Genomic DNA, 25,484 nt, shown 5'->3' on the forward strand with positions numbered 1-25,484 from the left:
TCAAACTATCGTTTTTCCGTTAGCGGGTGCAAATATAGAACTCTTTTTTAACACAACAACTATCTTTTTAAATCTTTTTTTGAATTATTTTTTAATCACCTATTTGTCAATAAGTTACACTCTAAAGTTTTTTAGGTTAGGTATTCATTTAATTAAGTTCTATATGATTTATCAAACTTATTATCTATAATTAGATGCTCTTATATCACTAACCGAAGCTCTTTCCTATTGTAAAATAGAAAGTATTTCTCTCTCCATTTTGCTTCTTTTATTAAAATTTCACAAGAATGGATAGTAAAACAATAAGTAAACTATTTGCTCTCCTCTTATAAAAAGTATTATAAAACATTAATTAAAGAAGCTCCACAATCGTTATTCTATTCATTTTATAATAAAGTTATATCCTTGTCATAAGATTGTATATATAAATTAGTATCATTTCATTTGCTATTAAGCTATAAAGTATTAATGTATTTTTTTATTCTTCCGCCTTTTCTTAATAATCTATTCTTTATATAAATTTAAAATGTTATCAAATAAAAAAAGCCTTCCAAAATTTGGAAGGCTTTTTAAGCTTTTATATACTATTTATTAGGTTGGTTCTTCACCGTCTAATAAAGGTGTTGTTTGTAATACGAAATCTTGTCCGTGTACATATTCACCGTTTTCATCAGTCTTACTGTAGTCATAAGCCCATCTGTGAACTTCTGGAATAGCTCCAGGCCAGTTTCCGTGGATATGTTCTACTGGTGTAGTCCACTCTAATGTGTTAGAGTTCCATGGGTTTTGTGATGCTACTTTTCCTCTGTAGATTGAGATAAAGAAATTAGCTAAGAAAATTAACTGCGCTAAACCTCCAATGATAGCCATTACCGTCATAAATACGTTAATATCAGCTAAATCATCAAACATTGGGAAATTTGTGTTTGTATAATAACGACGTGGTAAACCTGCTAATCCAACAAAGTGCATTGGGAAGAATACTCCATACGCTGAGATTATAGTAATCCAGAAGTGCCAGTATCCTAATGTCTTGTTCATCATTCTACCATACATTTTTGGGAACCAGTGGTACACCCCTGCGAACATTCCGAATAATGCAGATACACCCATTACTAAGTGGAAGTGCGCTACTACGAAATACGTATCGTGTACATTGATATCTAATGCAGAATCTCCTAATACTAATCCTGTTAAACCTCCTGTTACGAATGTAGATACTAATCCGATAGAGAATAACATACCTGGATTCATTTGTAAATTACCTTTCCATAGTGTTGTTACATAGTTAAATGCTTTTACTGCTGATGGAATTGCAATTAATACTGTTGTGAATGTAAATACCGATCCTAAGAATGGGTTCATTCCTGAGATAAACATGTGGTGACCCCATACAATTGTAGATAAGAATGCAATTGCCATAATTGATCCGATCATTGCACGGTATCCAAAAATTGGCTTACGTGCATTTGTAGAGATAACTTCTGATGTTAATCCTAATGCTGGTAATAATATAATATATACCTCTGGGTGACCTAAGAACCAGAATAAGTGTTCAAATAATACTGGTGATCCTCCTTGGTAATGTAATACTTCTCCTGAAATAAAGATATCTGATAAATAGAATGATGTTCCAAAGCTTCTATCGAATATTAATAATAAAGCTGCAGATAATAATACTGGGAACGAAATAACACCAATAATAGCTGTAATGAAGAATGCCCACATTGTTAATGGCAATCTTGTCATCTTCATTCCTTTTGTACGTAAGTTTAATATAGTAACAATATAGTTTAATGATCCAATTAATGAAGATGCAATGAATATTGCCATAGACACTAACCATAAAGTCATACCTGCTCCTGAACCTGGAATTGCTTGTGGTAATGCAGATAATGGAGGGTAAATAGTCCAACCTGCAGATGCTGGTCCTGCTTCAACAAACAATGATATAACCATTACTACTGATGATAAGAAAAATAACCAGTAAGAAACCATGTTTAAGAAACCAGAAGCCATATCACGTGCTCCAATCTGTAATGGAATTAGTAAGTTTGAAAAGGTACCACTTAAACCTGCTGTTAATACAAAGAATACCATTATTGTACCGTGTATTGTTACCAATGCTAAGTACATATCTGGGTTCATAATACCATCTGTTTGATGGTTTCCTAAAAATGCTTCAATTATTGAGAATGAAGTATCTGGCCATGCAATTTGCAAGCGAAATAACATAGACATAAAACCTCCAATGATACCCATGAATATACCTGTAACAAGGAACTGCTTCGAGATCATTTTGTGATCTGTACTGAAGATATATTTAGTTACAAATGTTTCTTTGTGATGATGATCTGACATAATCTATCTTTTATATAACTTTTTTGAAAAAATCTTATTTAATAACTTGAGCTAATGTTTTTTGCTCTGATAACCACTTTTTGTATTCAGCTTCTTCAACAACAGTAATTTTCATTTGCATGTTGTAGTGAGATGCTCCACAAATTTTGTTACATAACAATAAGTAGTTAAATTCATAAGGCTCTTCACCTTTAGCTCTTCTAATTTTGTTAATTCCTTCAGTTTTCGCTATTACTTCAGAATTTTGACGCATTTCTTCTGTAGTATACTTAGGTGTAAATGCAAACTGAGTAATCATACCAGGAACACAGTTCATTTGTGCTCTAAAGTGTGGCATGTACGCAGAGTGTAATACATCTTGTGAACGGAATTTAAATAATATTTTCTTTCCTTTCGGTAATACTAATTCAGTAACTTTTTTATCATCTTGTGACTTAGGATCTGACATATCAACTCCCATAGAGTTAATTCCTTTAATGAAATTTACATTTCCTAATCCTAATTCATTATCTTCTCCTGCATAACGTGCTTGCCAGTCGAATTGTCTTGAATATACTTCAATTTCAATTGGATTCTCATCGTCTCCAACATACATAATGTTGTTCCAAGCCCATAATCCATATCCAATTAATAATACAATTGTTACTGCTGGAATAGAAGTCCATAAAAGCTCTAATTTGTGGCTATCTGCATAAAATAATGCTTTTCTGTCCTTGTTTCCTCTATACTTATAACTAAAGTAAAAGATTAAGAACTGCATTCCAAATTGAACAATTCCAATTAACCAAAATGTAATATTGAATAAGTTATCATCGTGTTCTCCTTCGATAGAAGCAGATTCTGGTAACATTATTACATTCATTGCGATTAAACAGTAAATCATCATTGCATATAAGAAAGCTAAGAATCCTAAAGCTAATTTACCTTGTGTTTCGTTGTCTTTATCTGTAGCAATTACAGAACGGAAATTCATGATACGAGTAATTTGCCAAAAACTTACTCCTATTGCAACTGCTATGAAAATATAAAATAAAGCGAGCATATTATCTAAACTATTTGTTTATTAATTCTAATTATTAATGATGATTACTATCTTCTCCTCTGTGTTCGATATTATAGTAATGGAAAGTTTCACTCTCATGTAAGAATGGGTTTCCTTTTGCTACTGGATCTGCTTTTGCAAATGCATTGAACGTTGCGAAAATAAACAATCCTACGAAGAATAAGATTGCACTGATTTCTCCAACCCCAAATCCGTATTGAGCTCCTACAGTACCAGGCATAATCATTACGAATAAATCTAAGTAGTGACCTGCTAATATTACTACTCCTCCTAATGTTACAAACCAAGGGACACTCTTAAAGTCACTGTTGATTAATAATAATACTGGGAAGATGAAGTTCATTACTACCATTGCTAAGAATGGTACTTTGTATTCGTTAAAACGCAATAAGTAATATGTAGTTTCCTCTGGCATATCTGCATACCAAATTAACATAAACTGTGCAAACCATAAGTAAGTCCAGAATACTGAGAAACCAAACATATATTTAGCTAAATCGTGAATATGGCTATCGTTAACTAATGGTAAATATCCTTTAGAACGTAAGTAAATTGTTACAAAAGCAATTACTGTTAAAGCTGATACTAAGAAAGTAGCTAATACATACCATCCGAATAATGTTGAGAACCAGTGTGGGTCAATTCCCATAATCCAATCCCAAGCCATCATAGATTCAGTAATCATAAAGAAAAATAAGAAGATTACAGATATGTTATAATTTCTCTTGTGTAATTTTAAATCACCATTATCTTGTTGGATAGACCCTTTTCTGATAATAAAACGGTAAGCATTCCATACTAATAAATAGAAGATACTTCTAATTAACCATCCTGGTGTATTTAAGTACCATTTCTTTCCATCTATAATTGGATCATAGTTTGGACTTGTAGGATCTACAACTCCTTCTCCCATCCATGGAAATAAGTGGTTGATGTGCATTGCTGTAGCAATTAAGAACAATAACATAATTGCACTTACATAGTGCATGTTTGCTGTTATTGCTTCCATTACTCTAAATAACACTACAGACCATCCTGCTTGTGCTACTCTTTGAATTGCATAGAAAGCTAATACTAATAATGTTACTCCTAAGAAGAATAATAATGCTACAAATACAGCAGCCCAAGGTCTGTTTTGCATTTGGTGAAAAGCGTGCTCTGCATGTGCATCTCCGTGATCTTCACCGTGTGCATTAGCTGCATGCGCATCTTTAGATGCTGCAACTTTTGCATGTGCTTCTTTCACCTCTTTTTGGTGAGTATCTTCTGCGTTTACAGCAGTACTATCTGCAGTGTGAGCTTCTTCTGTTGTTTCTTTTGCATGTGTAGCAGTGCTATCAGCTTCGTGTGCTTTTGTAGCTGCTTCTTCTGAATGTTTTTCAACTTCAGCATGCGCTTCAGTCTTAGCTTCTTTAGCGTGAGCTTTTTCTTCACCATGTGAATCAGCTGCTCCGTGACCACCTCCATGGTGAGCCTCTTGTTTTGCTAAAATTTCTTTTGCTTCTTCTAATGTTTTAGGCGCCGTCATAAAACTAGCGGCAGTACCTAAGGCTCCTAAAACCATAAGAGCAATAGCAAGCATTTTTAATTTTCCTGAAAACTGGTACATATCTTAACTATCTATTATAGACTTATTTTAATTCGCTTCTTAATTTTTCTACGTATTGTACAATTTGCCAACGCTCTTTGTACTTTAACTGTGATGCATGAGATCCCATTAAGTTTTTACCATACATAATTACATGGTAAATATTTCCTGGTGTTAAATCTCTATCCTTGTAATTTGGAATACCATTGAATTTATCTCTTTGTGATAAAACTCCGTTTCCATCTCCTTTTGTTCCATGACAAGAGGCACAGTAAATTCCGTATAACTCTTTACCTTTTTCTAAGTTAACCTCATTAGTAGGTAAAGGGTTTTTTAATTCAGCTTTTGCTTTTTCATATCCTTCATTTGTATCAGGAATATCATAAGCTACTATACCATTTCTACTTACAGTACCTGCAACTGGTAATCTATCAACCATTCCTCCTGGTGAATTAGCTCCATTTGCATCATAAGCTACAGATACATACATATCTGGCATATATTGTACTTGTGGTTTACGTTTATTATTACAAGAAGCTAAGCTTGCAACTACAACTAAAGCGATAATTATTTTTAAGCTCTTCATATCTCTTAATTAATGCTTTTCTACTACGTTAATTTCTACAGCTCCTGTTGTTTCTAACAAAGCTTTTAATTCTTCTTCGTTACCGTGAACAGGGATCTCCATTAAGAAGTGATCATCTGTAGTTCTTGGATCTGGGTTTTCAGCTTTTTTGAATGGCCAAATTTTACTTCTCATGTAAAATGTAATAACCATTAAGTGGGCTGCAAAGAATACTGTTAATTCGAACATGATTGGAACGAAAGCTGGCATGTTAGTAGCCCAAGAAAAGTTAGGTTTACCTCCAATATCCTGTGGCCAATCTGCAATCATAGTATACCATGTTAACCAAATAGCAACCGATAAACCTGTAATACCATACATAAAAGCAGTGATGGCTAAACGTGTTGGTGCTAATCCCATTGCTTTGTCTAATCCGTGAACTGGAAATGGACAAAATACCTCTTCAATATGATGGTGATCTGCTTTTACTTTCTTAACGGCATCCATTAAGATATCATCATCATTATATAATGCGTGAATTACTTTATTAGTGCTCATTGTTCTCCTCTCTTAATTTTTTATAGTTCTCACCTGTTGATTTCAAGATTGTCTTAATCTCTGCTGTAGGAATTACAGGGAAAGTTCTTGCATATAATAAGAATAATACAAAGAAGAATCCAATAGTTCCAATAAAGATACCTACATCTACAAATGTTGGCTCAAAACGCCACCATGTTGATGGTAATTGACCTTTACTTAATACAATTGCGATAATATCGAAACGCTCAAACCACATTCCTATATTAATGATAATTGAGATAATGAAAGACCAAATAAAACTTCTTCTAATTTTCTTAAACCATAATAATTGTGGAGTAAAAATGTTACAGATTAATAAAGACCAAAATGCCCATCCGTAAGCTCCTGCTTCTGCTCCAAAAGATAAATAAGTATAATTTTCGTAAGGTGATCCTGTATACCATGCAATAAAGAACTCTGTTGCATATGCTACTGCTACGATACCTCCTGTTACGATAATTACGATATTCATATACTCTACGTGTAGACGTGTAATATATGCTTCCATATTCGTTACTTTACGCATAATACCTAATAAAGTTTGTACCATTGCGAATCCAGAGAAAATTGCCCCTGCTACGAAATATGGAGGAAAGATTGTTGAGTGCCATCCTGGGTTAATAGATGTTGCGAAGTCCATCGATACAATCGTGTGTACTGAAAGTACTAATGGAGTTGCTAAACCTGCTAATACTAATGATACTTCTTCAAAACGTTGCCAATCTTTAGCTCTACCTGACCATCCGAAAGATAATAATGCATATATCTTCTTTTGGAATGGTTTAACAGCTCTATCACGGATTGTTGCAAAATCAGGTAATAAACCAGTCCACCAGAATACTAATGATACCGATAAATACGTAGAGATTGCGAATACGTCCCATAATAAAGGCGAGTTGAAGTTTACCCATAACGAACCAAACTGGTTAGGAATTGGTAATACCCAGTACCCATTCCATGGACGTCCCATGTGAATAATTGGGAATAAACCTGCTTGGAATACGGCAAAGATTGTCATTGCCTCTGCAGAACGGTTAATTGCCATTCTCCATTTTTGACGGAATAATAATAATACCGCTGAGATAAGTGTTCCGGCGTGACCGATACCTACCCACCATACAAAGTTGGTGATATCCCATGCCCAACCGATATTTTTACTTAATCCCCATACACCGATTCCTGTTCCTACGGTGTAAAAGATACATCCAAATCCCCATAACATTGCTGCTAAAGAGATATAGAATGCTACATACCAATGTTTGTTTGCTTTACCTTCAATAGGTTTTGCAATATCTTCAGTAATATCATGGTAACTCTTGTCACCAAGTATTAATGGTTCTCTATAAGATGATTCGTAATGAGACGACATAAATCTATATACTTATTAATTTTATTATTAAGCTTCGTTTGTATTTCTAACTTTCACTTGGTACACTACATTTGGTTTTGTTCCAATATAGTCTAACACGTGGAATGCTCTTTTATCTTCAACTAATGGAGTTACTGGATCTTCAGAGTTATTTACATCTCCAAACACCATTGATCCTGTAGAACAAGCTTGTGAACATGCTGTTTCAAACTCATCTTTATTTACAGGTCTACCTTCTCTTTTAGCTTTTAAGATAGTTGCTTGTGTCATTTGAATACACATAGAACATTTTTCCATAACTCCTCTTGAACGAACAACTACGTCTGGGTTTAACACCATTTTACCGTACTCGTTATTCATGTTGAAGTCAAACTCTTCGTTCTCTGCATAATTAAACCAGTTAAAACGACGAACTCTATATGGACAGTTATTTGCACAATATCTAGTTCCTACACAACGGTTATACGCCATTTGGTTTTGACCTTGACGACCGTGTGATGTTGCTGCTACCGGACATACTGTTTCACATGGTGCGTGATTACAGTGCTGACACATCATTGGTTGGAAAGCAACTTGTGGGTTCTCTGCTGGATTTTCTAAAGCGTCAAATAAATCACCTTTACTTAACTCTAATACTTTTTCTGTATATCTTCTTTCTACTTCTTGATTCGCTAAACCTGGATTTTGAGCTTTAAACTCTTCCATAGTCATTTTAGCTTCGTGTTGCTTATCTTCAACAGTAGATGAATAGTAACGATCTATACGCAACCAGTGCATATCTCTACCTACTCTCATTTCATCTTTACCAACTACTGGTACGTTGTTTTCTGCGTGACATGCTACAACACATGCTCCACATCCTGTACATGAAGTTAAGTCGATAGATAATTTGAAGTGATGTCCTATTGTTCTATCATGCTCATCCCATAAGTCGATAGTACTTCCTTCAACTTCTTGGTGATCATAAGAAACCATAAATGGCTTATTCCATGTATGCTTAGGATCTAAATTTTTATTGTTTACTTCTTTTAATGAAGCTTCTTTTAAAATATCGTGACGTCCTGCAAGTGTACTTTGTACTTGTGTACAAGCAAACTTATGCCATCCTGATGTTTTTTCAATTGAAACGTTGTATTGGATGTTATTTCCATTCACATAGAATGGGTATGCATTAACACCAACTTGCATTTCTTTTTTCAATCCTTGACTTCTACCGTAACCTAATGCTAATCCAACAGATCCTTTTGCTTGACCTGGTTGAATCATTACTGGAATATTTTTAATTGCTACTCCGTTTACTGTTACTGTAGCATAATTACCATCGATTGCTCCATTATCTTTTACTGGATTTTCAAAACCTAACTCTCTTGCATCTGCAATAGACATTGTTAAGTAGTTATCCCAAGTAGCTCTTGTAAGAGGATCTGGTAATTCTTGTAACCAAGGGTTGTTTGCTTGTTTACCATCTCCTAAAGCAGTTGATGTAAATAAGCTTAATTCGAACCCTGAAGCTTTTCCTGCTGATCTTGCTAATTCACCAGCTGCAGTAGTTAAATCTACAACTGTTTCTGTTGGCGCCTCAACTTCTTCAACAGCAACTTCTCCTTTAAAGAATCCATCATGTAATGCTTGATTCCAAGAAGCTCCTCCTAAAATATTTGTACTCCAGTATTCTTTTAATGTATCGTAATAATTTACTGTACTTCCAGACCACTTTAATAATACATCTTGTAACTGACGTGTATTGAATAATGGTTGAATTGTTGGTTGCATTAAACCAAAAGAACCTTCTTCAACAACAACATCTCCCCAAGACTCTAAATAGTGAGGTGCTGGTAATTTATATGCAGTTGCATTTGCAGTTTCATCATCTTGAGTACTTAATGCAACAGATAATTTTAATTTCTTTAATCCTTCAGAGAAATCAGCAGCATTTGCTAAAGTAAAAACTGGATTTACGTTATAAGTTACTAAACCTTTAACTGCTCCAGATTTCATATCAGCAACTAACTTAGCTACTTTTTTATCATCTCCTTGTCTTTTATAGATAGGCTTGTTTACATCGATAATAGTACTCTTTAATGCTTTATTTATTTCTAAAGCGATTAATTGAGCATTTTTATCATTTAATCCTGTAACAACAACTCCTTTTGAACCTGCTTTCATTAAATCAGCAGCAAGTTTTTTAACATCTGCATCAGCCTTAGTTGCTTTTGATGGAAGAGATCCTCCAGTTACAGCATTGTAAAGGTTAATTAAAGCATAAACTTGTTCAGAAGGTTTTAATACCACACGCTTATCTGCATTTGCACCAGTAAGCGACATGTTACTTTCAAGTTGTACGTGGTAAGACATCTTACCGCTATTTACATCTCTACCTTTTACATAACTTCCTTCGAAACCTCCATGCCAGTCTGCTAAGAAATCTGCTCCAATTGAAGCAATAACTTCCGCTTCACTAAAATCATAGTTAGGTAAAGCACGTTTACCGTACATTGCTTCAAAAGCATCTGCAGCTCCACTTTCAGAAACAGCATCGTATACCACGTGTGTTACATTTGGATAAGCAGTTATAAAATCAGCAATTACTTTTTCAGTAGATGGACTCGCTAAAGTACCTGTTAATAACACTACTGGTTCATTTGCTTCTTTTAACTCGTTTAACTTAGCAACAATTTCTTTATCAGCATCTGCCCAAGAAATATTTGCACCACCTTTACTAGGCTCTTTTAAACGTAATTTATCATCATATAAAGATAATACAGAAGCTACCGTTCTCGCATTTACATCTGCATTTGCTTCTTTATTTGGCATCACTAAAATAGGACGCCCTTCTCTTGTTTTTACTAATACGTTTGCGAAATCAAATCCGTCTGCCATAGTAGTTGCATACCAATCAGCAACACCTACAACGATATCATTTGGTTGTACTACATAAGGAATTGATTTTCTTACTGGACCTTCACAAGCCGCTAAAGAAGCTGCTGCTGTTGTAAACCCAACATATTTCAAGAAATCTCTACGTGAAGTTGATGAAGTTTCTAACGTTTCTTTGTCACCTAAAAACTCATCTGTAGGAATATCTTGTACAAACTCATTATTACGTAGCGTTTCAACAATAGAACTATCTTTCAGTTCCTCAACACTTTGCCAGTATTTTTTGTTTGAAGCCATTTATATACGTGTTTTTCTACTTTCTAATTGATTAATAGTGGCACTTACCACATTCTTTTCCTCCTAACTGCGCAATTGTTACTTGCTCAACCCCATACTTTTTCGCTAATTCTTTGTGAATTTTAGCGTAGTATTCATTTCCTTTCAAGTCAACCTTAGTTGCTTTGTGACAGTCGATACACCAACCCATTGTTAACGGAGAGTATTGATATACTTCTTCCATTTCTTCAACTGGTCCGTGACATTTTTGACATTTTAATCCAGCAACTGTTACGTGTTGTGAGTGATTAAAATATGCGAAATCTGGCAAGTTATGAACTCTTACCCATTTAACTGGCTTTGTATTTCCAGTATACTCTAATTTTTCTGCATCCCATCCAGCAGCTTCATAAATCTTAGCAATTTCCTTATCTAAATCAGCCTTAACTAATGTATGATCATCCATTACTACTTTTGTATCATCCGCTACTTCTGAAATATTCTTATGACAGTTCATACAAACATTTACAGATGGAATCCCTGAAGTTTTACTATGCTTAGCTGAAGAGTGACAATATTGACAATCTATTTTATTATCTCCAGCATGTATTTTATGTGAAAAAGCAATTGGTTGAATTGGTTGATAACCCTCATCAACACCTACTTTAAATAAATTTCCAAATAAGAAATAAGCTGTTATTAAAGCTCCGAATATCACAACCAACACATGTAAAAATGTATTTTGCTTAATACCCTCCCATAATTCAGCAGTCTGTCCTAATAAACCTGGTGTTTTAGGAGCTCCTTTTAACTCGCTAATTGTTTTTAATAAACTACCAATAATTAAGAACGCTACGATAATAGCCGCTGCTAAAATATATATTAACCATTTTGGAGCTGTTCCTTTTGCGCTAGCCACCTCTGTATCACCACCAGGAACACCAGCTTTTTTAATCTCACCTACAGTAGTATAGTATAAAATATCATCGATATTTTTATCTGTTAACTGAGGAAAAGCCGTCATATTTGACTGCTTATACTCTTCAAAAATCGCGATTGCTTCTTTATCACCTGAAGCTCTTAACGCTGCATTGTCTTTAATCCAAGCTTTTAACCACTCGTTAGACCTTTTTTCTTCAACGCCTCCTAAAGCAGGACCTACAAGCTTCTTGTCTAATTTGTGACATGAAGCACATAAAGATTTAAATAATTTTTTCCCTTCTTTCTGACGTGCTTCGTCTACATCTCCTTGCGAAAATGCCGAGAAACTCATGAATAATACTAAGAAGAAAGCTAAACTCTTTGCGAGTGTTTGGGTTAATCTGCTGTGATGTTTCACACTTTTCATACTATAAAATATAAGTTTTGTATCTATTTTGGTACAATTTTTTCTATATACAGTTTCAAAAAACAATACACAGAAAGTTGCACAAAAGTACTACTTCTGTCTAAATTGTGAAATGTTAAGAGATTGCTAATTTATAATTTATATTAATTCTAAATAAATAACATTGACAATGTATTAACCAACAAGTCGTTACTTTTGTAAAAAGATTTAAAGAAATGAAAAAACACAGGTTTTTAATAGCTATTATATTGGTTTTCATTGGTGGTATCGTTTCTGCTAATGCTCAATCTAACACCTCTAACAATAAAGAGATTACCTCTTTAATAAAAAAGAAAAGAGCTTATAACAAACTTAATGGTACTGGTTATAGAATCCAATTATACAATGGACTGGAAAGAACAGCGAAAAGCTTAAGAGGAAGATTCAGAGTTGAGTTTCCTGGAGTTTACACTAAACTTTCTTACACGGAACCAGAATGGAAAATACAAGTTGGTAACTATAAAACACGTTTACATGCCGACAGAGCATTGAATAAAATACGTGAAAAATTCTCTGGAGCTATCGTAGTCCCATTATAAAAGCTAAAATTTAAAGCATAAAAAAAGAGCGTTTTATCAAACGCTCTTTTTTTATATCTGAACAAAAGCATTAGTATGCTCTTTTATCATTTCCTTCATAAAAGTTAATAAAAGCTTGGTTTACTACTCTATGACCTCCATCTGTTGGATAATCTCCTGTAAAATACCAATCACCTAAATTATCAGGACACGCTTTGTGCAATCCACTTACTGGTTGAAAAATAACTTCAATATCTGCAGTAATTCCATCTGTTTTTAACATCTGAGCTATTTTAGCAGAAATCTCTTCATCAGTAAAAGGCGCATAAATTTCTTTTACAAAGTTTATCACATCTTTATCCTCACTATCCTCTTGTTGTTTACACTTTTTGTAAACTTCTTCTACTATTGAATATTGACCTGTTTCTTTTAACAATTCTAAAGCTGCCTTGAAAGCAATAAAATCATTAATTTTTGCCATATCAATTCCATAACAATCTGGATAGCGAATTTGTGGTGCTGATGATACTACTACTATTTTCTTAGGATTTAACCTGTCTAATATTTTAATAATACTTTTCTTTAAGGTAGTACCTCTCACAATACTATCATCAATAATTACTAAATTATCTGTTGGTTTTACTACTCCATAAGTAACATCATAGACATGAGCCACTAAATCATCTCTACTACTATCATCTGTAATAAACGTTCTTAGTTTAGCATCTTTAATAGCTATTTTTTCAAAACGTGGTCTTTTTGATAAAATCTCTACTACCTTTTCTTTTGACAACTTACCATTTCCAGCTAATATTGCAGCTGTTTTTTGTTGATTCAAAACATCTTCCGCGGCTTCCATCATTCCAAAAAATGAGGTTTCTGCTGTATTAGGAATGTATGAAAATACGCTATTTTCTATATCACTATCAATCGATTTAAGAACTTCAGGAAATACATACTTTCCTAAATTTTTTCTTTCTTCATATATAGAAGCATCACTTCCTCGTGAAAAATAGATACGCTCAAATGAACATGCTTTTTTAACTCGCTGTTCTAAAACTGGCTTCATTGTCGTATTTCCATTCTTCTTAATAATTAATGCGTGACCTCTTTCAATCTCTTTTATTGAATTGATATCTACATTAAATACAGTTTGAATCACTGGTCGTTCTGAAGCTACAACTACTACTTCATCATCTTGGTAATAAAATGCTGGTCGAATTGCTGATGGATCTCTTAACACAAATGCATCTCCATGCCCAAGTAATCCTGCCATTGCATATCCTCCATCCCAGTTTTTTGCTGATCTTTTTAAGATTCTTTGGATATCCAAATGCTCTTCTATATATGGTGAGGCATCTTTTTTATTAAACCCAGCTTCTTTTGCTTTGATATACAAATCAGAAACTTCATCTTCTAAAAAGTGACCTATCTTCTCCATTACTGTTACCGTATCGGTAAACTCTTTTGGATGCTGTCCTAAATCAATTAAATCATTTAATAATTGTCTTGAGTTAGTCATATTAAAATTACCCGCAACTATTAAACTCTGATGTTTCCAGTTATTCTGACGTAAAAATGGATGTACACTCTCTATAGAATTGCTTCCGAAAGTTCCATAGCGAACATGACCTAAAAACAAGTTACCTATATATGGTATGTTTTCTTCTTGCCATTTAACATCATCTATCTTATCTGGATTTTCTTCAAATACTCCGTTGATTCTTTTATTAATTTTCCCGAAGATATTTTGAATTGGCTGTGATTTATTAGATCTAATTCTACTAATATACCTTGTTCCAGGCTCTACGTTAAACTTTATACTTGCTAGTCCAGCTCCATCTTGACCACGATTATGTTGCTTTTCCATTAACAAGTACATCTTGTTTACCCCATAAAATGCAGTACCGTATTTATCTTTATAATACTGTAATGGTTTTAACAAACGAACCATTGCAATTCCGCATTCATGTTTAATAGCGTCACTCATTATATTTAAATATATTTTAGTTGTGTTGTTGTCTTGTGTGTTGTTGTTTTTTATATAAAAAAATCCGCACCAAAAGGCGCGGATTGTATTTATGATAATTCTATATCAAACTGAGTCAGCTCTTTAAAAGACTGCAAACGTGTTTGCACTTCTTCTTTTGTTAGCTCTTCCATTCTTTGTGTTCCAAACTTCTCTACACAAAATGATGCTAAGTTCGAACCGTAAATAATTGCATTCTTCATGTTTTGGAAAGAGATATCTTCTGTTTTAGCTAAATAACCGCAGAAACCTCCTGCAAATGTATCTCCTGCTCCTGTTGGATCAAATACTTCTGCTAATGGTAATGCTGGTGCAAAGAACATTTTCCCTTCGTTGAATAATAAAGCTCCGTGCTCTCCTTTCTTTATTACTACATACTTAGGTCCCATTTCATGAATCTTCTTAGCTGCATTTACTAATGAATACTCTCCACTTAACTGACGTGCTTCTTCATCATTAATTGTAATTACATCTACTCTTTTTAACACAGTATGTAAATCTTCTAAAGCTATGTCCATCCAAAAGTTCATAGTATCTAATACTACTAATTTTGGTCTTTCATTCATTTGATCTAAAACAGATGCTTGAGTTAATGGGTGTAAGTTTCCTAACATTACGATTCCTGCATCTTTAAAATCTTCTGGTACTACTGGTTGAAAATGCTCTAATACATTTAACTCTGTTACTAATGTATCACGAGAATTCATATCGTTATGGTACTTACCACTCCAAAAGAATGTTTTTCCTTCTTTTACAATCTCTACTCCATCAGTATTAATTCCTTTAGAATTCATCATATCTATATATGACTGTGGAAAATCTCCTCCTACTACAGATACTACTCCTGTTTTAACTCCAAATTGAGAAGCTGCTAAACCTACAAAAGTTCCAGAACCTCCTAATATTTTATCTGTTTTACCAAAAGGTGTTTCAATAGCATCAAACGCTACAGTACCTACTGCTAATAATTTACTCATTTGTTATTTTTTTACTGTAATTTTGCACTTTTATATAAAGTGGTCGTAAGACGATGCAAAAATAGTTTTAAAAAATGACTATCAAAGAAATACAAGAAGAAATTATTGACGAGTTTTCAATGTTTGAAGACTGGATGGAGCGTTATGAGTATATTATTGACCTAGGAAAATCATTACCTTTAATTGATAGTGCTTATAAATTAGATGAAAATTTAATTAAAGGATGTCAATCTAAAGTATGGTTACATTCTCAATTAAATAATGATATTATTGAATTTACAGCCGATAGTGACGCTATTTTAACCAAAGGTATTGTAGCGCTACTATTAAGAGTTTTTTCAAATCAAACTCCTCAAGCTATACTAGATGCTAATACTGATTTTATTGACGAAATTGGATTAAAAGAACACTTAAGTCCAACTCGTGCTAATGGTTTAGTTTCTATGGTTAAGCAAATAAAAATGTATGCAATTGCACAACAAAGTAAATTAACATCCTAACATTAAAATTTATATTACTATGAAAAAGATTTCGGTTTTATTAATTATACTATTATTAACTCTAACTTCATGTTCTGACAGTGGAGAAAATATAGGTACTTCTCCAAAATTAGTACTCAAACTTGAACAAACTGAACTTGGATCAACTGATACTGATGAATCTAATTATCAATACGATTCAAATAATAGAATGATAAAAATAGTAGACAGAAACAATAAAGTAGTTATTGATAATGTTTTGTATGATGCTGATGGAAATCTAACAAAACTAAACCAACCTGGAGGCACATCAGATAATTATGAATATACAAACGGTAAATTATCTAAACATATTAGAATAGAAAACAATATTACTGTAACAACTGTAGAATATTTTTATAAAAACAACATAATTATATCTGAAAAAACAACAGACAATTTTAACTCCAATAGTAATAGTAGAGTCTTTAATTACGAATATAATGGTAATACCGTTAAAAAAATAGACGCAAGTAATGCTAACAATTATCGTGTAATTAAACATGATGGTAAAAAAAATCCTTTTTCAGGTATAAACTACTTAATTAAAGCACTACCTTTTTCCTCTTTAGGGAATGTAATTGAAGTCAAAACTTACAGTAATGGTAATTTGAGTTTTACGACTACAAATACGATTACTTACGATAATGAAAACTATCCTACTAAAATTGTTACTAAAGAAATAAATGGCTCAGGTAACACCTGGGGAGAAACAAGAATTTATACATACAACAAATAAAAATGACAGATACTCAATTAGAAGAATTAGGAGATAAGATAGTACGAGTATTGAAAACAATATTCGATCCTGAGATACCAGTAGACATATATGAATTAGGTTTAATTTATGACGTATTTGTTTCTGAAGAAAACGATGCTAAAATTTTAATGACCTTAACTTCACCTAACTGCCCTGTAGCTGAAAGTTTACCTGTAGAAATTGAAGAAAAAGTAAAAACTTTGAAAGAAATTAACAACTGTGAAGTTGAAATTACTTTTGATCCTACTTGGACTCAAGATATGATGAGCGATGAAGCTAAGTTAGAATTAGGAATGCTATAAAATATGGCTGAAGAAATTATAAATAGAGTTGCCAATAGCAAACTTATAACCATTGACCTTGAAGATTTTTATCCTCAAGGAAAACGTGTTGTTTTTGATATTAAAGATTGGTTATACGAAGGTTTAATTCTTCGTGAAAAAGACTTTAGAGAACAGGTGAAAAATCATGATTGGGAGCAATACCAAAACACGTATGTTGCTTTAACTTGTTCTTCTGATGCTATTATTCCTTCTTGGGCGCATTTATTGCTAACTACACAATTATCTGAACATACAAACAAAGTTGTTGTTGGTAATTTAGAACTGTTGGAAACTGTAATTTATCAGGAAATCATCAATTCGTTAGATATTTCGGAATATGAAGACAAACCTATAATTATTAAAGGATGTGCTAACAAACCTATTCCTCCTTCAGCTTATACTTTATTAATAGAAAAAATTCAGCCAATTGCTAAAACTCTTATGTTTGGTGAGGCTTGTTCTACTGTTCCTTTGTATAAGAAAAAGAGATAATGCCTTTTCTTTATTTAAAAGAAACAGATAAAAAAATTAAATCCCCAAAGAATTTAAACTCTTTGGGGATTTCTTTTAAACACTCATTAAAATCACTACTCACTCTTTACTTTTCATAAATATAAATATCATCAATAGCAGTCATACCTCCAGCGTGTTTTACAGCAATAGTATAATCTCCTGCTACTACTTTTTTAGCTATAGTTGCATTTAATATTTCCCATGACGATGTTGTTGTTGATTTTTTTACATCTAAAGAAATCACTTCTGCTCCTGAAGCTGATTTTAATTCAACTTTAATACTTGTAGTATCTCCCCAAGGTTCAATTACCTGACTACTAAATTGCACTCCTAGTTTATTTGCTTCAAACGTTTTTGATAACTTAAATGTCTTTGTCGCTTCAGTAGCAAAATAACCACCTATTTCCCCCATATTAATTCCCATAAAACTAGTATCATTCTCACTATACACTAAGCTATTGTAGGCCGGAAAATCTCCTTTTTTCCCTCTACAATATTTATCAATCTTTTCAACAGCGTTCTTTGCATTAGCAAAACCTTCTACATTTTCCTCAAATGTAAAGCCATATAAAACTTTTGAATCATCTACTTTAATTGTTACCGTATCTTCAACAGCTATATCTTTTTCATTTGTAACTACAATTTTAAATACATATTCTCCTGCTTGTAAATTAGATACCTTAGTATCCTCTTTGTCACTATCAGCAATTGTCACTCCCTTTCCGCTTACTTTTGTCCAAACAATTGATTTAATTTTTTCTCCTTTCGGGTTTGTTATAGTGCTATTTAAGTCAAATGTATTCGTTGGCAAATTAATTGTTGCATCTGCTCCTGCATTTACTTTTACTTCACTAGCACTACTAGTCGTTTTATCTGTATAAATTTTAATATTGTCCAAGCCAACACCTTTTGGAGCGTGAAATACTATTAATTCATATTCACCAGCTACTATTTTACTTGGAATCTTTGTAGCATATTTCGACCAAGTATATCCTTTTTCAGACGGTGTTAAGTTGATCGATTCTTTTGTTTTCTTTGAACGTAAGAAAATATTAATTGCTGGAAAAATATAACTTGTATTTACATCTTGCCCATAATAATCATAAGAAATCGACAATTCATTTACATTAAAATCTTTTGCAAAATTCAAGGTTCTTTTTGTTGAATACAAGGCAACACACGAAGCTTCTCCGTCTGTATTACTCCAACCTCCACCTGACTTTATTGCATTATTAAATAACCTTCCCATAAAATAAGTGTCGTTTCCTTCAAAGTTTATTGGTGCTTTGGTTGGAAAATCTTCTTTTTTACCTCTCGCTAGATTACACTTATAAGTAGTTTCTGAAATATTTCGGATAGGCGTTTCCTTATCTGATGATTTATTTTCTAAAACACCTACAAAACCTTCATTATCATCTTCAAAATCGAAGTCAAATAAAATAACTGAGCTACTTGTTGGCGGTGTTGTAGGAACAACTGTAATTGTTTTTACAGAAGGAATGCTTCCTACTACTGTTAAATTATCTATTCCTTGTTGTTCTATTGTAGTTTCACTACACGATGTTAAAAAAGTCGCTGTTAATGCTACTATTGATAGTATTTTTTTCATTTTTAAATATATTAAGGGTGTTCTAATGCTTAATCGCATCTATTATTTGATTGTGAAACGAAACATGATTAAAAAACCCTACTTTTTGTTTTGAATTCTTTTCCTGGGAAACACCAACTCTTAGAAAAAACATTCACAAAACCTCATAAAGACTATTAATTATCTTTGAAAAAAATATTTTATAAAAAGAATTTATTTTTTAGTAGGGTTTTTTGATAGTTAATCGTTATACGTCAAACAAAAAGTATTTTATGAAGGATGTAAACTCTGTTTGTGCTCCCGTAACCTATAAAAAGTTATATGATTCATACGCTGATGGATTATATGGTTTTATGATATATAAATGTGGTGATAGTGCAAAAGCTCAAGATTTTGTTCAAGAAGCTTTTGTTAAGTTATGGACTAACTGTTCTAAGGTTATTTTTGAAAAAGCAAAATCCTATTTATTTACTGTTGCTAATAATTTATTTCTTGATGATTATGCACATCAAAAGGTCGTTTTAGCCCACAAAAAGCTAGATGTAAAAAGTACGACCAATGAAACTCCTGAATACTTATTGGAAGAACAAGAATTTTTAAAAAAGCTTCAAAAAGCAATTAGTGATTTGCCTGATAAACAACGTGAGGTTTTTTTAATGAATAGAATTGATAAGAAAAAATATAGAGAAATAGCCGAAGAACTAGAAATATCAGTAAAAGCAGTAGAAAAAAGAATGACTTTGGCTTTAAAAACATTACGAACTCAAATAAAAGGCATATAATATGGATCCAATAGAAAAATCAGATACTTTATTAGCAAAATGGCTTTCTGGAGAAATGTCTCAAAAAGAACTAGCTGCCTTTGAAAAAACAGAAGATTTTCATTTGTTTAAAAGAATTTCAGAAGAATCACAGAATTTTGAAAGACCCCTTTTAAACAAAGAGGATGTGTACTTAAAAATATTAGAGGATATTGAACGTAAAAAAGCTGCAAATAAAACAACTGTTCGACGTTTATTTCCTAAAAAAATTCTTGCTGTTGCTGCCTCTTTAGCCTTACTTATTAGTTTCTTTTATTTTAATTTTCAAAATGTAGAATCCTCAACTGGATATGGAGAACAGTTGGAAATTAATTTACCAGATAATTCAACGGTAATATTAAACGCTCAATCTACCATTGCATACAATAAAAAAGATTGGAATACTAATCGATTATTAAAGTTAGAAGGAGAAGCTTTTTTTAAGGTTCAAAAAGGCAGCACTTTTACAGTTGAAACCAATGAAGGTAACATTACTGTTTTAGGTACACAATTTAACGTTTTAGAAGATACAGACTTCTTAAAAGTTGAATGTTATGAAGGTAAGGTTAAAGTAGAATCGGAAGGAGAAGTTATATTCTTAACTAAAGGTAAAACATTTACAAAATTAAAAAGTGACATAAAAACAGGTGATAAAAAAGCAACCGAAAATCCTAATTGGATAAATGGCGAAAGTAGCTTTACTAGTGTACCTTTAAAAATTGTTTTAAAATCGCTAGAAAATCAATACAACATAAAATTTAAAGGAAATACAGTTAAAACAAATGATAAATTATTTACAGGTAGCTTTATTCATTCAGATTTAAATTTGGCTTTAGATGCTGTTTTTATTCCTATGAATATAGACTATATCATTTCAAACCAAAGCAACATTATTGAATTGACTGAAAAATAGTTTTATATGAAGAAACTGATATGTTTCGTATTGCTGAGTTTATCCTTATCTGTATTTACTCAAAACAAAACGACTCGATTGAGACATTTAAAAGATGTTTTAATCGAGTTAAGTGATTTATACAATGTTAAATTTTCTTTTTCAGATGAAATTGTTAATAATCAAAAGGTTCCTTTTAAATCTGGAAAAGACAGAGACATAAGCTCTATCATCAAAGGTTTAGAAAAATACTCTAAACTTAATTTTAAAAAAATATCTAAAAACAGGTATGCTATTTCAAAACTTAAGAACAGAGTAAACATTTGTGGAAATCTCTTTTCTAAACACAATAAAGAACCTTTAATTGGTGCTACTATAACTTTAAAAAATAAAAACATAGGTACTCAAACCAATATTGATGGTTACTTCGAGCTAAGAAATCTATATATCACTGATACCATAAACATTTCCTTTGTCGGATTTAAATCAAAAAAAAGAGCTGTTGCTAATTTTTCTAAAGAAAACTGTTTTTCTTTATCTTTAGAAGAAGAAAATGCAGTATTAAATGAAATAGTCATAACTAATTATTTAACTAATGGATTATCTAAAACCATTGATGGTGCTATAGTTTTTAAACCTAAAAACCAAGACATTATTCCCGGTTTAACTGAACCAGATGTTTTTTATACAGTTCAACAATTACCAGGAATAGTAAACGTTGATGAAACGGCTACTGGAATGCACATTCGTGGTGGTACTCCGGATCAGAACCTAATATTATTCAATCAAATAAAACTATTTACAGCTTCGCATTTCTTTGGAGCCATATCTGCCTTGAATCCTGAAACTATAGATAAGGTTGAAGTATATAGAGGTGCTTCTAAAGCCAAATACGGTAATCATATTGGAGGCGTTATTAACGTTGAAACTGGTAACGACATCCCATCAAAAATTAAAGGTTCTGTAGGAATGAACTTTACACATGCCGATGCTAATGTTAGTTTACCTATTTCTCCCCAATTAAGCATATCAGTTTCTGGAAGACGTTCAATTACTGATGTATTGAATACTCCCACATACAGACAATTATCTCAAAAAACTTTTCAACACACTACCATATCTAAAGATAAAAAATTGGTTGAAGAGATAAATGCTAAAATTAATACTGATGTTTTCTTTCAAGATTTTAATACTAAAATAATTTATAAACCAACTGAACAAGACAAAATATCACTCAGTCAAATTAGTATTAAAAATTCATTGGACCACTCTTTTTTCTCTTCCGATTTTAATGATCAAAGAAGTGATGATTTATTAATAAAAAATGATGGTTATAATATAGGATGGGATAAACAATGGAATTCAAAAACCAGTAGTAAAACTACTATTAGTTATTCTGATTATAATTTAAAATATAGAAACAATAAAGAGAAAGATAACGCATCGTATGCTTTTACGACAAAAAATAATCATGTTAAAAACCTAGACATTAGCACTAGTTTTGATTATAAAATAAATACGAGCTCTAGAGTTAGTATAGGATATCAGTATGCTTATAATGATGTTTACTTTCTCTTAAGTAAAAAAAATGATCTTCTTTTTGTAGAAAAATCTTCAACCCAAAGTGACATCAACCAATCACATTCTTTTTTTACTGAGTACCTGTACAACAAAAACAAAAACATCACAGTGAGCTTAGGAGCAAGAGCAAATCACTTTTCTTTATTAAACAAAACCACTTTTGAACCTAGAATATACAGTCAAATACAAGTTTTACCTAAATTTTGGTTGAGTAGTTCTTTTGAAATAAAACAACAAAATATTAGTCGAATAGTTGAATTTTACACTACCGATTTTGGTTTGGAAAATCAATTATGGGCACTATCTAATCAAAAAGACATTCCTTTATTAGAAAGTCAACAAATCACTATTGGAGCTTTATTCAAAAGAAACAATTGGCTAATTGATTTAGATGTTTATAAGAGAGAAATAAAAGGAATTACCTCTTTAACTAGTGGCTTTGATTCTTTTACAAGAGATATTTTAACAGGTAAATCGAAAACACTTGGCTTAGACTTTTTAATAAAGAAGAACTGGAAAAATTATAATACTTGGTTAAGTTATCATACAGGAAAAACTACTTTTCTCATCAATGACTTTAATGAAAACAAAGAGTTTACTGGCAATTTTGATGTTACTCATTCCTTTTATTTAGCTAACAATTTTAAATATAAGGAGTATAACTTTTCATTAGGTTATACTTATAGAATAGGGATTCCATTCACTTCTAATAATGGTTTAGCTAATAATTACTTTATTGAAAGAAACGGCATTAATGATAGTAGGCTTCCTAATTTTTCTAGATTAGATTTTTCAGCTGGATATGATTTTTATATGAATAAAAAGAAAACCGTAAAAGGAAGGTTCAATATCTCATTATTGAACATTCTAAATAAAAAAAACATTCTTAAAAGAACCTATGATATTGTTAAAGAAAATAAAAATGGTTTTGATGAAGGAAAACTAATAGAACAAAATACAGAATCTTTAGGTTTTACCCCAAACGTAAGTTTTAGGTTAAGTTTTTAAAAACATAAAGTTGTAATTTATTTATTTCATAAAGTATAAATATATTTGCTGATTTTTTTAATGTTAGTCTAACTAATTAATAGACAATAGTTTTAAAATATAATCGATGCAAAAGTTATTTTTAATACTTTTTATAAGTGTTGCTAGTATAATGTATTCGCAACAAAAAAAAGATAGTATTCCTAAAAAGTGGACTGTACTAGGTAAATCTACTTTTTTATTTAACCAATCTTCCTTTTCTAATTGGACAGCTGGAGGTAATAATACTATAGCTGGAAATATTAGTTTGAATTATGATTTTAACTATAAAAAAGGAAACTGGAACTGGGATAATAAAATTATTAGTGCCTATGGTATTAGCCATATAAGTGGTTCGGGATTACAAAAAACTGACGATCGTTTTGAATACAATTCATTACTTGGTTTAAAGGCTAAAAAGTATTGGTTCTTTTCTTTCTTTAGTAATTTTAAAACTCAATACACTAAAGGATATAATTATAAAACAGACCCTAAGGTATTGGTTTCTGATTTTTTTGCCCCTGCTTATTGGAGTTTTGGACCCGGTATGCTTTGGAAAAAATCTGATAACGCAAGAATAAATATTGCACCAGCAACTTCCCGTTTTACTTTTGTTTCCGATCAGTTCTCTGGAAAATATGGTGTAAAAGAAAATAGAAATACAAGTTACAGTTTAGGTTTTAATTTATCTGCCTACTTTAAATATGCTATAATGAAAGATGTTATTATGGAAAACATATTATCTGTATACTCTGATTATTTACAAAAACCTCAAAACATTGATATTGATTATCAATTGAACTTCTTTGTAAAAATAAACAAGTATCTTTCTACTAATGTTGGATTTCATGCTATTATAGATGATGATGCTTCTAGTAAAATTCAATTCAAAGAAGTATTTGGTTTAGGATTAAATTATATCTTTCATAAAAAGTGACTTTTAATAAATAACTTTGTCTAAAGTAAGGGAAGTGTAATTTTTGCACAAAAAAAGAATTTAAATATAAAAACATACCAATGAAAAAACTATTAGCTATTGCTGTATTATTTGGAGCTTTAACAGTTAATGCACAAGAAGAAAAAAAAGAAGAACCAAAAGAAGGTTGGAAAAAAAGTGGTAACATCTCTTTTTTATTCAATCAGTCTGCATTTAATAACTGGTTAGCTGGAGGAACTAACAATATTTCTGGAACTTTAGGTTTAAATTATGATTTTAACTATGCTAAAGGCGATTGGACTTGGGATAATAAAATAATTGCTTCGTATGGTTTAACTAAATTAAGAGGTCAAGATTTACAAAAAACGGATGATCGTTTTGAGTTAAACTCTTTAGTAGGTAAAAAAGCTTCAGGATATTGGTACTATTCTGCTTTTTTCAACTTTAAAACACAAATGTCTTCTACATTTGTAAATGGAGTTCAAACTTCACATTTTTTCTCACCTGCCTATTTCCAATTTGGACCAGGTATGTTATGGAAAAAATCTGATAATTTAAAAGTAAACATAGCTCCTGCTACTTCTAAATTGGTAGTAGTTAATAGTGATTTAACTATTGCAGGACCTGCGTTTGGTGTTGCACAAGGTGAATCTACTCGTTATGAACTGGGTGCTGCTGTAAATGCCTACTATAAATTTGTTATAATGGAAAACGTTTCTGTTGAGAATATTTTAAACTTATACAGTAACTACTTAGAAGATTTTCAAAACGTAGATATCGATTATACTGTAAATGTAGTTATGAAAGTAAATAAGTATTTATCTGCTAACCTTTCTATGCAAGCTATTTATGATGATAATGCATTTAGAGGGTTTCAAACAAGAGAAGTATTTGGTTTAGGTGTTAACTACGGTTTTTAATTAACTCTCACCAACAATAATACAAACAAACCTCAGA

At 31.8% G+C, this 25,484-nt stretch carries 21 protein-coding genes; 10 read left to right on the top strand and 11 right to left on the bottom strand.

Going from position 1 to position 25,484, the window contains the following annotated elements:
- Positions 1-591: 591 nt before the first annotated feature.
- The 8 genes from F7018_RS11240 to F7018_RS11275 are packed head-to-tail and all read right to left on the bottom strand — an operon-like array spanning position 592 to position 12,026.
- Positions 592-2,361, bottom strand: a complete 1,770-nt coding sequence (locus tag F7018_RS11240) for a cytochrome c oxidase subunit I (RefSeq protein ID WP_150900168.1) — start codon at positions 2,359-2,361, stop codon at positions 592-594.
- A 34-nt stretch (positions 2,362-2,395) separates the two neighbouring features.
- Positions 2,396-3,403 carry a cytochrome c oxidase subunit II gene (locus F7018_RS11245; RefSeq protein ID WP_150900169.1) on the bottom strand — a complete coding sequence of 336 codons (1,008 nt, stop codon included), beginning with the start codon at positions 3,401-3,403 and terminating at the stop codon, positions 2,396-2,398.
- 34 nt (positions 3,404-3,437) lie between these two features.
- Positions 3,438-5,033, bottom strand: a complete 1,596-nt coding sequence (locus F7018_RS11250) for a quinol:cytochrome C oxidoreductase (RefSeq protein ID WP_150900170.1) — start codon at positions 5,031-5,033, stop codon at positions 3,438-3,440.
- Positions 5,034-5,055: 22 nt separating this feature from the next.
- Positions 5,056-5,598 (bottom strand): c-type cytochrome, encoded by a 543-nt coding sequence (locus F7018_RS11255; RefSeq protein WP_175578715.1) that lies wholly within the window; start codon positions 5,596-5,598, stop codon positions 5,056-5,058.
- A 9-nt stretch (positions 5,599-5,607) separates the two neighbouring features.
- Positions 5,608-6,135: a DUF3341 domain-containing protein gene (locus F7018_RS11260; RefSeq protein WP_150900171.1), complete on the bottom strand. Its 528-nt coding sequence runs from the start codon at positions 6,133-6,135 to the stop codon at positions 5,608-5,610.
- Positions 6,125-7,525 (bottom strand): NrfD/PsrC family molybdoenzyme membrane anchor subunit, encoded by a 1,401-nt coding sequence (gene nrfD / locus F7018_RS11265; protein ID WP_150900172.1) that lies wholly within the window; start codon positions 7,523-7,525, stop codon positions 6,125-6,127. Before nrfD ends, F7018_RS11260 begins: the two co-directional genes overlap by 11 nt.
- Positions 7,526-7,552: 27 nt before the next feature.
- Positions 7,553-10,699, bottom strand: coding sequence for a TAT-variant-translocated molybdopterin oxidoreductase (locus F7018_RS11270; RefSeq protein ID WP_150900173.1), 3,147 nt, complete (start codon positions 10,697-10,699; stop codon positions 7,553-7,555).
- A gap of 31 nt (positions 10,700-10,730) precedes the next feature.
- Positions 10,731-12,026, bottom strand: coding sequence for a c-type cytochrome (locus tag F7018_RS11275; RefSeq protein ID WP_150900174.1), 1,296 nt, complete (start codon positions 12,024-12,026; stop codon positions 10,731-10,733).
- A 215-nt stretch (positions 12,027-12,241) separates the two neighbouring features.
- Here F7018_RS11275 and F7018_RS11280 point away from each other — a divergent pair, with 215 nt between their 5' ends.
- Positions 12,242-12,604, top strand: a complete 363-nt coding sequence (locus F7018_RS11280; RefSeq protein WP_150900175.1) for an SPOR domain-containing protein — start codon at positions 12,242-12,244, stop codon at positions 12,602-12,604.
- Positions 12,605-12,674: 70 nt separating this feature from the next.
- Here F7018_RS11280 and F7018_RS11285 read toward each other — a convergent pair whose 3' ends face one another.
- Positions 12,675-14,573, bottom strand: a complete 1,899-nt coding sequence (locus F7018_RS11285; protein ID WP_150900176.1) for an amidophosphoribosyltransferase — start codon at positions 14,571-14,573, stop codon at positions 12,675-12,677.
- Positions 14,574-14,662: 89 nt separating this feature from the next.
- The gene (locus F7018_RS11290; RefSeq protein ID WP_150900177.1) at positions 14,663-15,589 is read right to left on the bottom strand and encodes a PfkB family carbohydrate kinase; all 927 of its coding nucleotides are present in this window, start codon (positions 15,587-15,589) and stop codon (positions 14,663-14,665) included.
- Between the two features lie 74 nt (positions 15,590-15,663).
- On the opposite strand from F7018_RS11290, the gene F7018_RS11295 reads away from it, so the two are divergent.
- The 4 genes from F7018_RS11295 to F7018_RS11310 are packed head-to-tail and all read left to right on the top strand — an operon-like array spanning position 15,664 to position 17,682.
- On the top strand, positions 15,664-16,089 hold the full coding sequence (locus F7018_RS11295; protein WP_150900178.1) for a SufE family protein: 426 nt from the start codon (positions 15,664-15,666) through the stop codon (positions 16,087-16,089).
- A gap of 19 nt (positions 16,090-16,108) precedes the next feature.
- A complete protein-coding gene (locus tag F7018_RS11300) occupies positions 16,109-16,846 on the top strand; it encodes a hypothetical protein (RefSeq protein WP_150900179.1) in 738 nt (245 codons plus the stop codon).
- Between the two features lie 2 nt (positions 16,847-16,848).
- Positions 16,849-17,169: a DUF59 domain-containing protein gene (locus F7018_RS11305; RefSeq protein WP_150900180.1), complete on the top strand. Its 321-nt coding sequence runs from the start codon at positions 16,849-16,851 to the stop codon at positions 17,167-17,169.
- A gap of 3 nt (positions 17,170-17,172) precedes the next feature.
- Positions 17,173-17,682 (top strand): DUF2480 family protein, encoded by a 510-nt coding sequence (locus F7018_RS11310; RefSeq protein ID WP_150900181.1) that lies wholly within the window; start codon positions 17,173-17,175, stop codon positions 17,680-17,682.
- 106 nt (positions 17,683-17,788) lie between these two features.
- Here the strand turns inward: F7018_RS11310 and F7018_RS11315 are convergent, their stop codons facing one another.
- Positions 17,789-19,312, bottom strand: coding sequence for a PKD domain-containing protein (locus tag F7018_RS11315; RefSeq protein WP_150900182.1), 1,524 nt, complete (start codon positions 19,310-19,312; stop codon positions 17,789-17,791).
- Between the two features lie 251 nt (positions 19,313-19,563).
- Between F7018_RS11315 and F7018_RS11320 the strand changes: the two genes are divergently transcribed.
- The 5 genes from F7018_RS11320 (at position 19,564) to F7018_RS11340 (ending at position 25,447) form a co-directional block, all read left to right on the top strand.
- Positions 19,564-20,073, top strand: a complete 510-nt coding sequence (locus F7018_RS11320) for an RNA polymerase sigma factor (RefSeq protein WP_150900183.1) — start codon at positions 19,564-19,566, stop codon at positions 20,071-20,073.
- Position 20,074: 1 nt separating this feature from the next.
- Positions 20,075-21,004 carry a FecR family protein gene (locus tag F7018_RS11325; RefSeq protein ID WP_150900184.1) on the top strand — a complete coding sequence of 310 codons (930 nt, stop codon included), beginning with the start codon at positions 20,075-20,077 and terminating at the stop codon, positions 21,002-21,004.
- Between the two features lie 6 nt (positions 21,005-21,010).
- On the top strand, positions 21,011-23,572 hold the full coding sequence (locus F7018_RS11330) for a TonB-dependent receptor (protein WP_150900185.1): 2,562 nt from the start codon (positions 21,011-21,013) through the stop codon (positions 23,570-23,572).
- A gap of 106 nt (positions 23,573-23,678) precedes the next feature.
- The gene (locus F7018_RS11335) at positions 23,679-24,527 is read left to right on the top strand and encodes a DUF3078 domain-containing protein (RefSeq protein WP_150900186.1); all 849 of its coding nucleotides are present in this window, start codon (positions 23,679-23,681) and stop codon (positions 24,525-24,527) included.
- 80 nt (positions 24,528-24,607) lie between these two features.
- Positions 24,608-25,447 (top strand): DUF3078 domain-containing protein, encoded by an 840-nt coding sequence (locus F7018_RS11340; RefSeq protein WP_150900187.1) that lies wholly within the window; start codon positions 24,608-24,610, stop codon positions 25,445-25,447.
- Positions 25,448-25,484: the final 37 nt, after the last annotated feature.

Origin of the sequence: Tenacibaculum aiptasiae, assembly GCF_008806755.1 — a bacterium.
Lineage (GTDB): Bacteria > Bacteroidota > Bacteroidia > Flavobacteriales > Flavobacteriaceae > Polaribacter > Polaribacter aiptasiae.

Bases quoted from the DNA above. Each gene is read 5' to 3' on its own strand.
- F7018_RS11240 (WP_150900168.1), bottom strand. From the start codon at position 2,361: ATGTCAGATCATCATCACAAAGAAACATTTGTAACTAAATATATCTTC.
- F7018_RS11245 (WP_150900169.1), bottom strand. From the start codon at position 3,403: ATGCTCGCTTTATTTTATATTTTCATAGCAGTTGCAATAGGAGTAAGT.
- F7018_RS11250 (WP_150900170.1), bottom strand. From the start codon at position 5,033: ATGTACCAGTTTTCAGGAAAATTAAAAATGCTTGCTATTGCTCTTATG.
- F7018_RS11255 (WP_175578715.1), bottom strand. From the start codon at position 5,598: ATGAAGAGCTTAAAAATAATTATCGCTTTAGTTGTAGTTGCAAGCTTA.
- F7018_RS11260 (WP_150900171.1), bottom strand. From the start codon at position 6,135: ATGAGCACTAATAAAGTAATTCACGCATTATATAATGATGATGATATC.
- nrfD (WP_150900172.1), bottom strand. From the start codon at position 7,525: ATGTCGTCTCATTACGAATCATCTTATAGAGAACCATTAATACTTGGT.
- F7018_RS11270 (WP_150900173.1), bottom strand. From the start codon at position 10,699: ATGGCTTCAAACAAAAAATACTGGCAAAGTGTTGAGGAACTGAAAGAT.
- F7018_RS11275 (WP_150900174.1), bottom strand. From the start codon at position 12,026: ATGAAAAGTGTGAAACATCACAGCAGATTAACCCAAACACTCGCAAAG.
- F7018_RS11280 (WP_150900175.1), top strand. From the start codon at position 12,242: ATGAAAAAACACAGGTTTTTAATAGCTATTATATTGGTTTTCATTGGT.
- F7018_RS11285 (WP_150900176.1), bottom strand. From the start codon at position 14,573: ATGAGTGACGCTATTAAACATGAATGCGGAATTGCAATGGTTCGTTTG.
- F7018_RS11290 (WP_150900177.1), bottom strand. From the start codon at position 15,589: ATGAGTAAATTATTAGCAGTAGGTACTGTAGCGTTTGATGCTATTGAA.
- F7018_RS11295 (WP_150900178.1), top strand. From the start codon at position 15,664: ATGACTATCAAAGAAATACAAGAAGAAATTATTGACGAGTTTTCAATG.
- F7018_RS11300 (WP_150900179.1), top strand. From the start codon at position 16,109: ATGAAAAAGATTTCGGTTTTATTAATTATACTATTATTAACTCTAACT.
- F7018_RS11305 (WP_150900180.1), top strand. From the start codon at position 16,849: ATGACAGATACTCAATTAGAAGAATTAGGAGATAAGATAGTACGAGTA.
- F7018_RS11310 (WP_150900181.1), top strand. From the start codon at position 17,173: ATGGCTGAAGAAATTATAAATAGAGTTGCCAATAGCAAACTTATAACC.
- F7018_RS11315 (WP_150900182.1), bottom strand. From the start codon at position 19,312: ATGAAAAAAATACTATCAATAGTAGCATTAACAGCGACTTTTTTAACA.
- F7018_RS11320 (WP_150900183.1), top strand. From the start codon at position 19,564: ATGAAGGATGTAAACTCTGTTTGTGCTCCCGTAACCTATAAAAAGTTA.
- F7018_RS11325 (WP_150900184.1), top strand. From the start codon at position 20,075: ATGGATCCAATAGAAAAATCAGATACTTTATTAGCAAAATGGCTTTCT.
- F7018_RS11330 (WP_150900185.1), top strand. From the start codon at position 21,011: ATGAAGAAACTGATATGTTTCGTATTGCTGAGTTTATCCTTATCTGTA.
- F7018_RS11335 (WP_150900186.1), top strand. From the start codon at position 23,679: ATGCAAAAGTTATTTTTAATACTTTTTATAAGTGTTGCTAGTATAATG.
- F7018_RS11340 (WP_150900187.1), top strand. From the start codon at position 24,608: ATGAAAAAACTATTAGCTATTGCTGTATTATTTGGAGCTTTAACAGTT.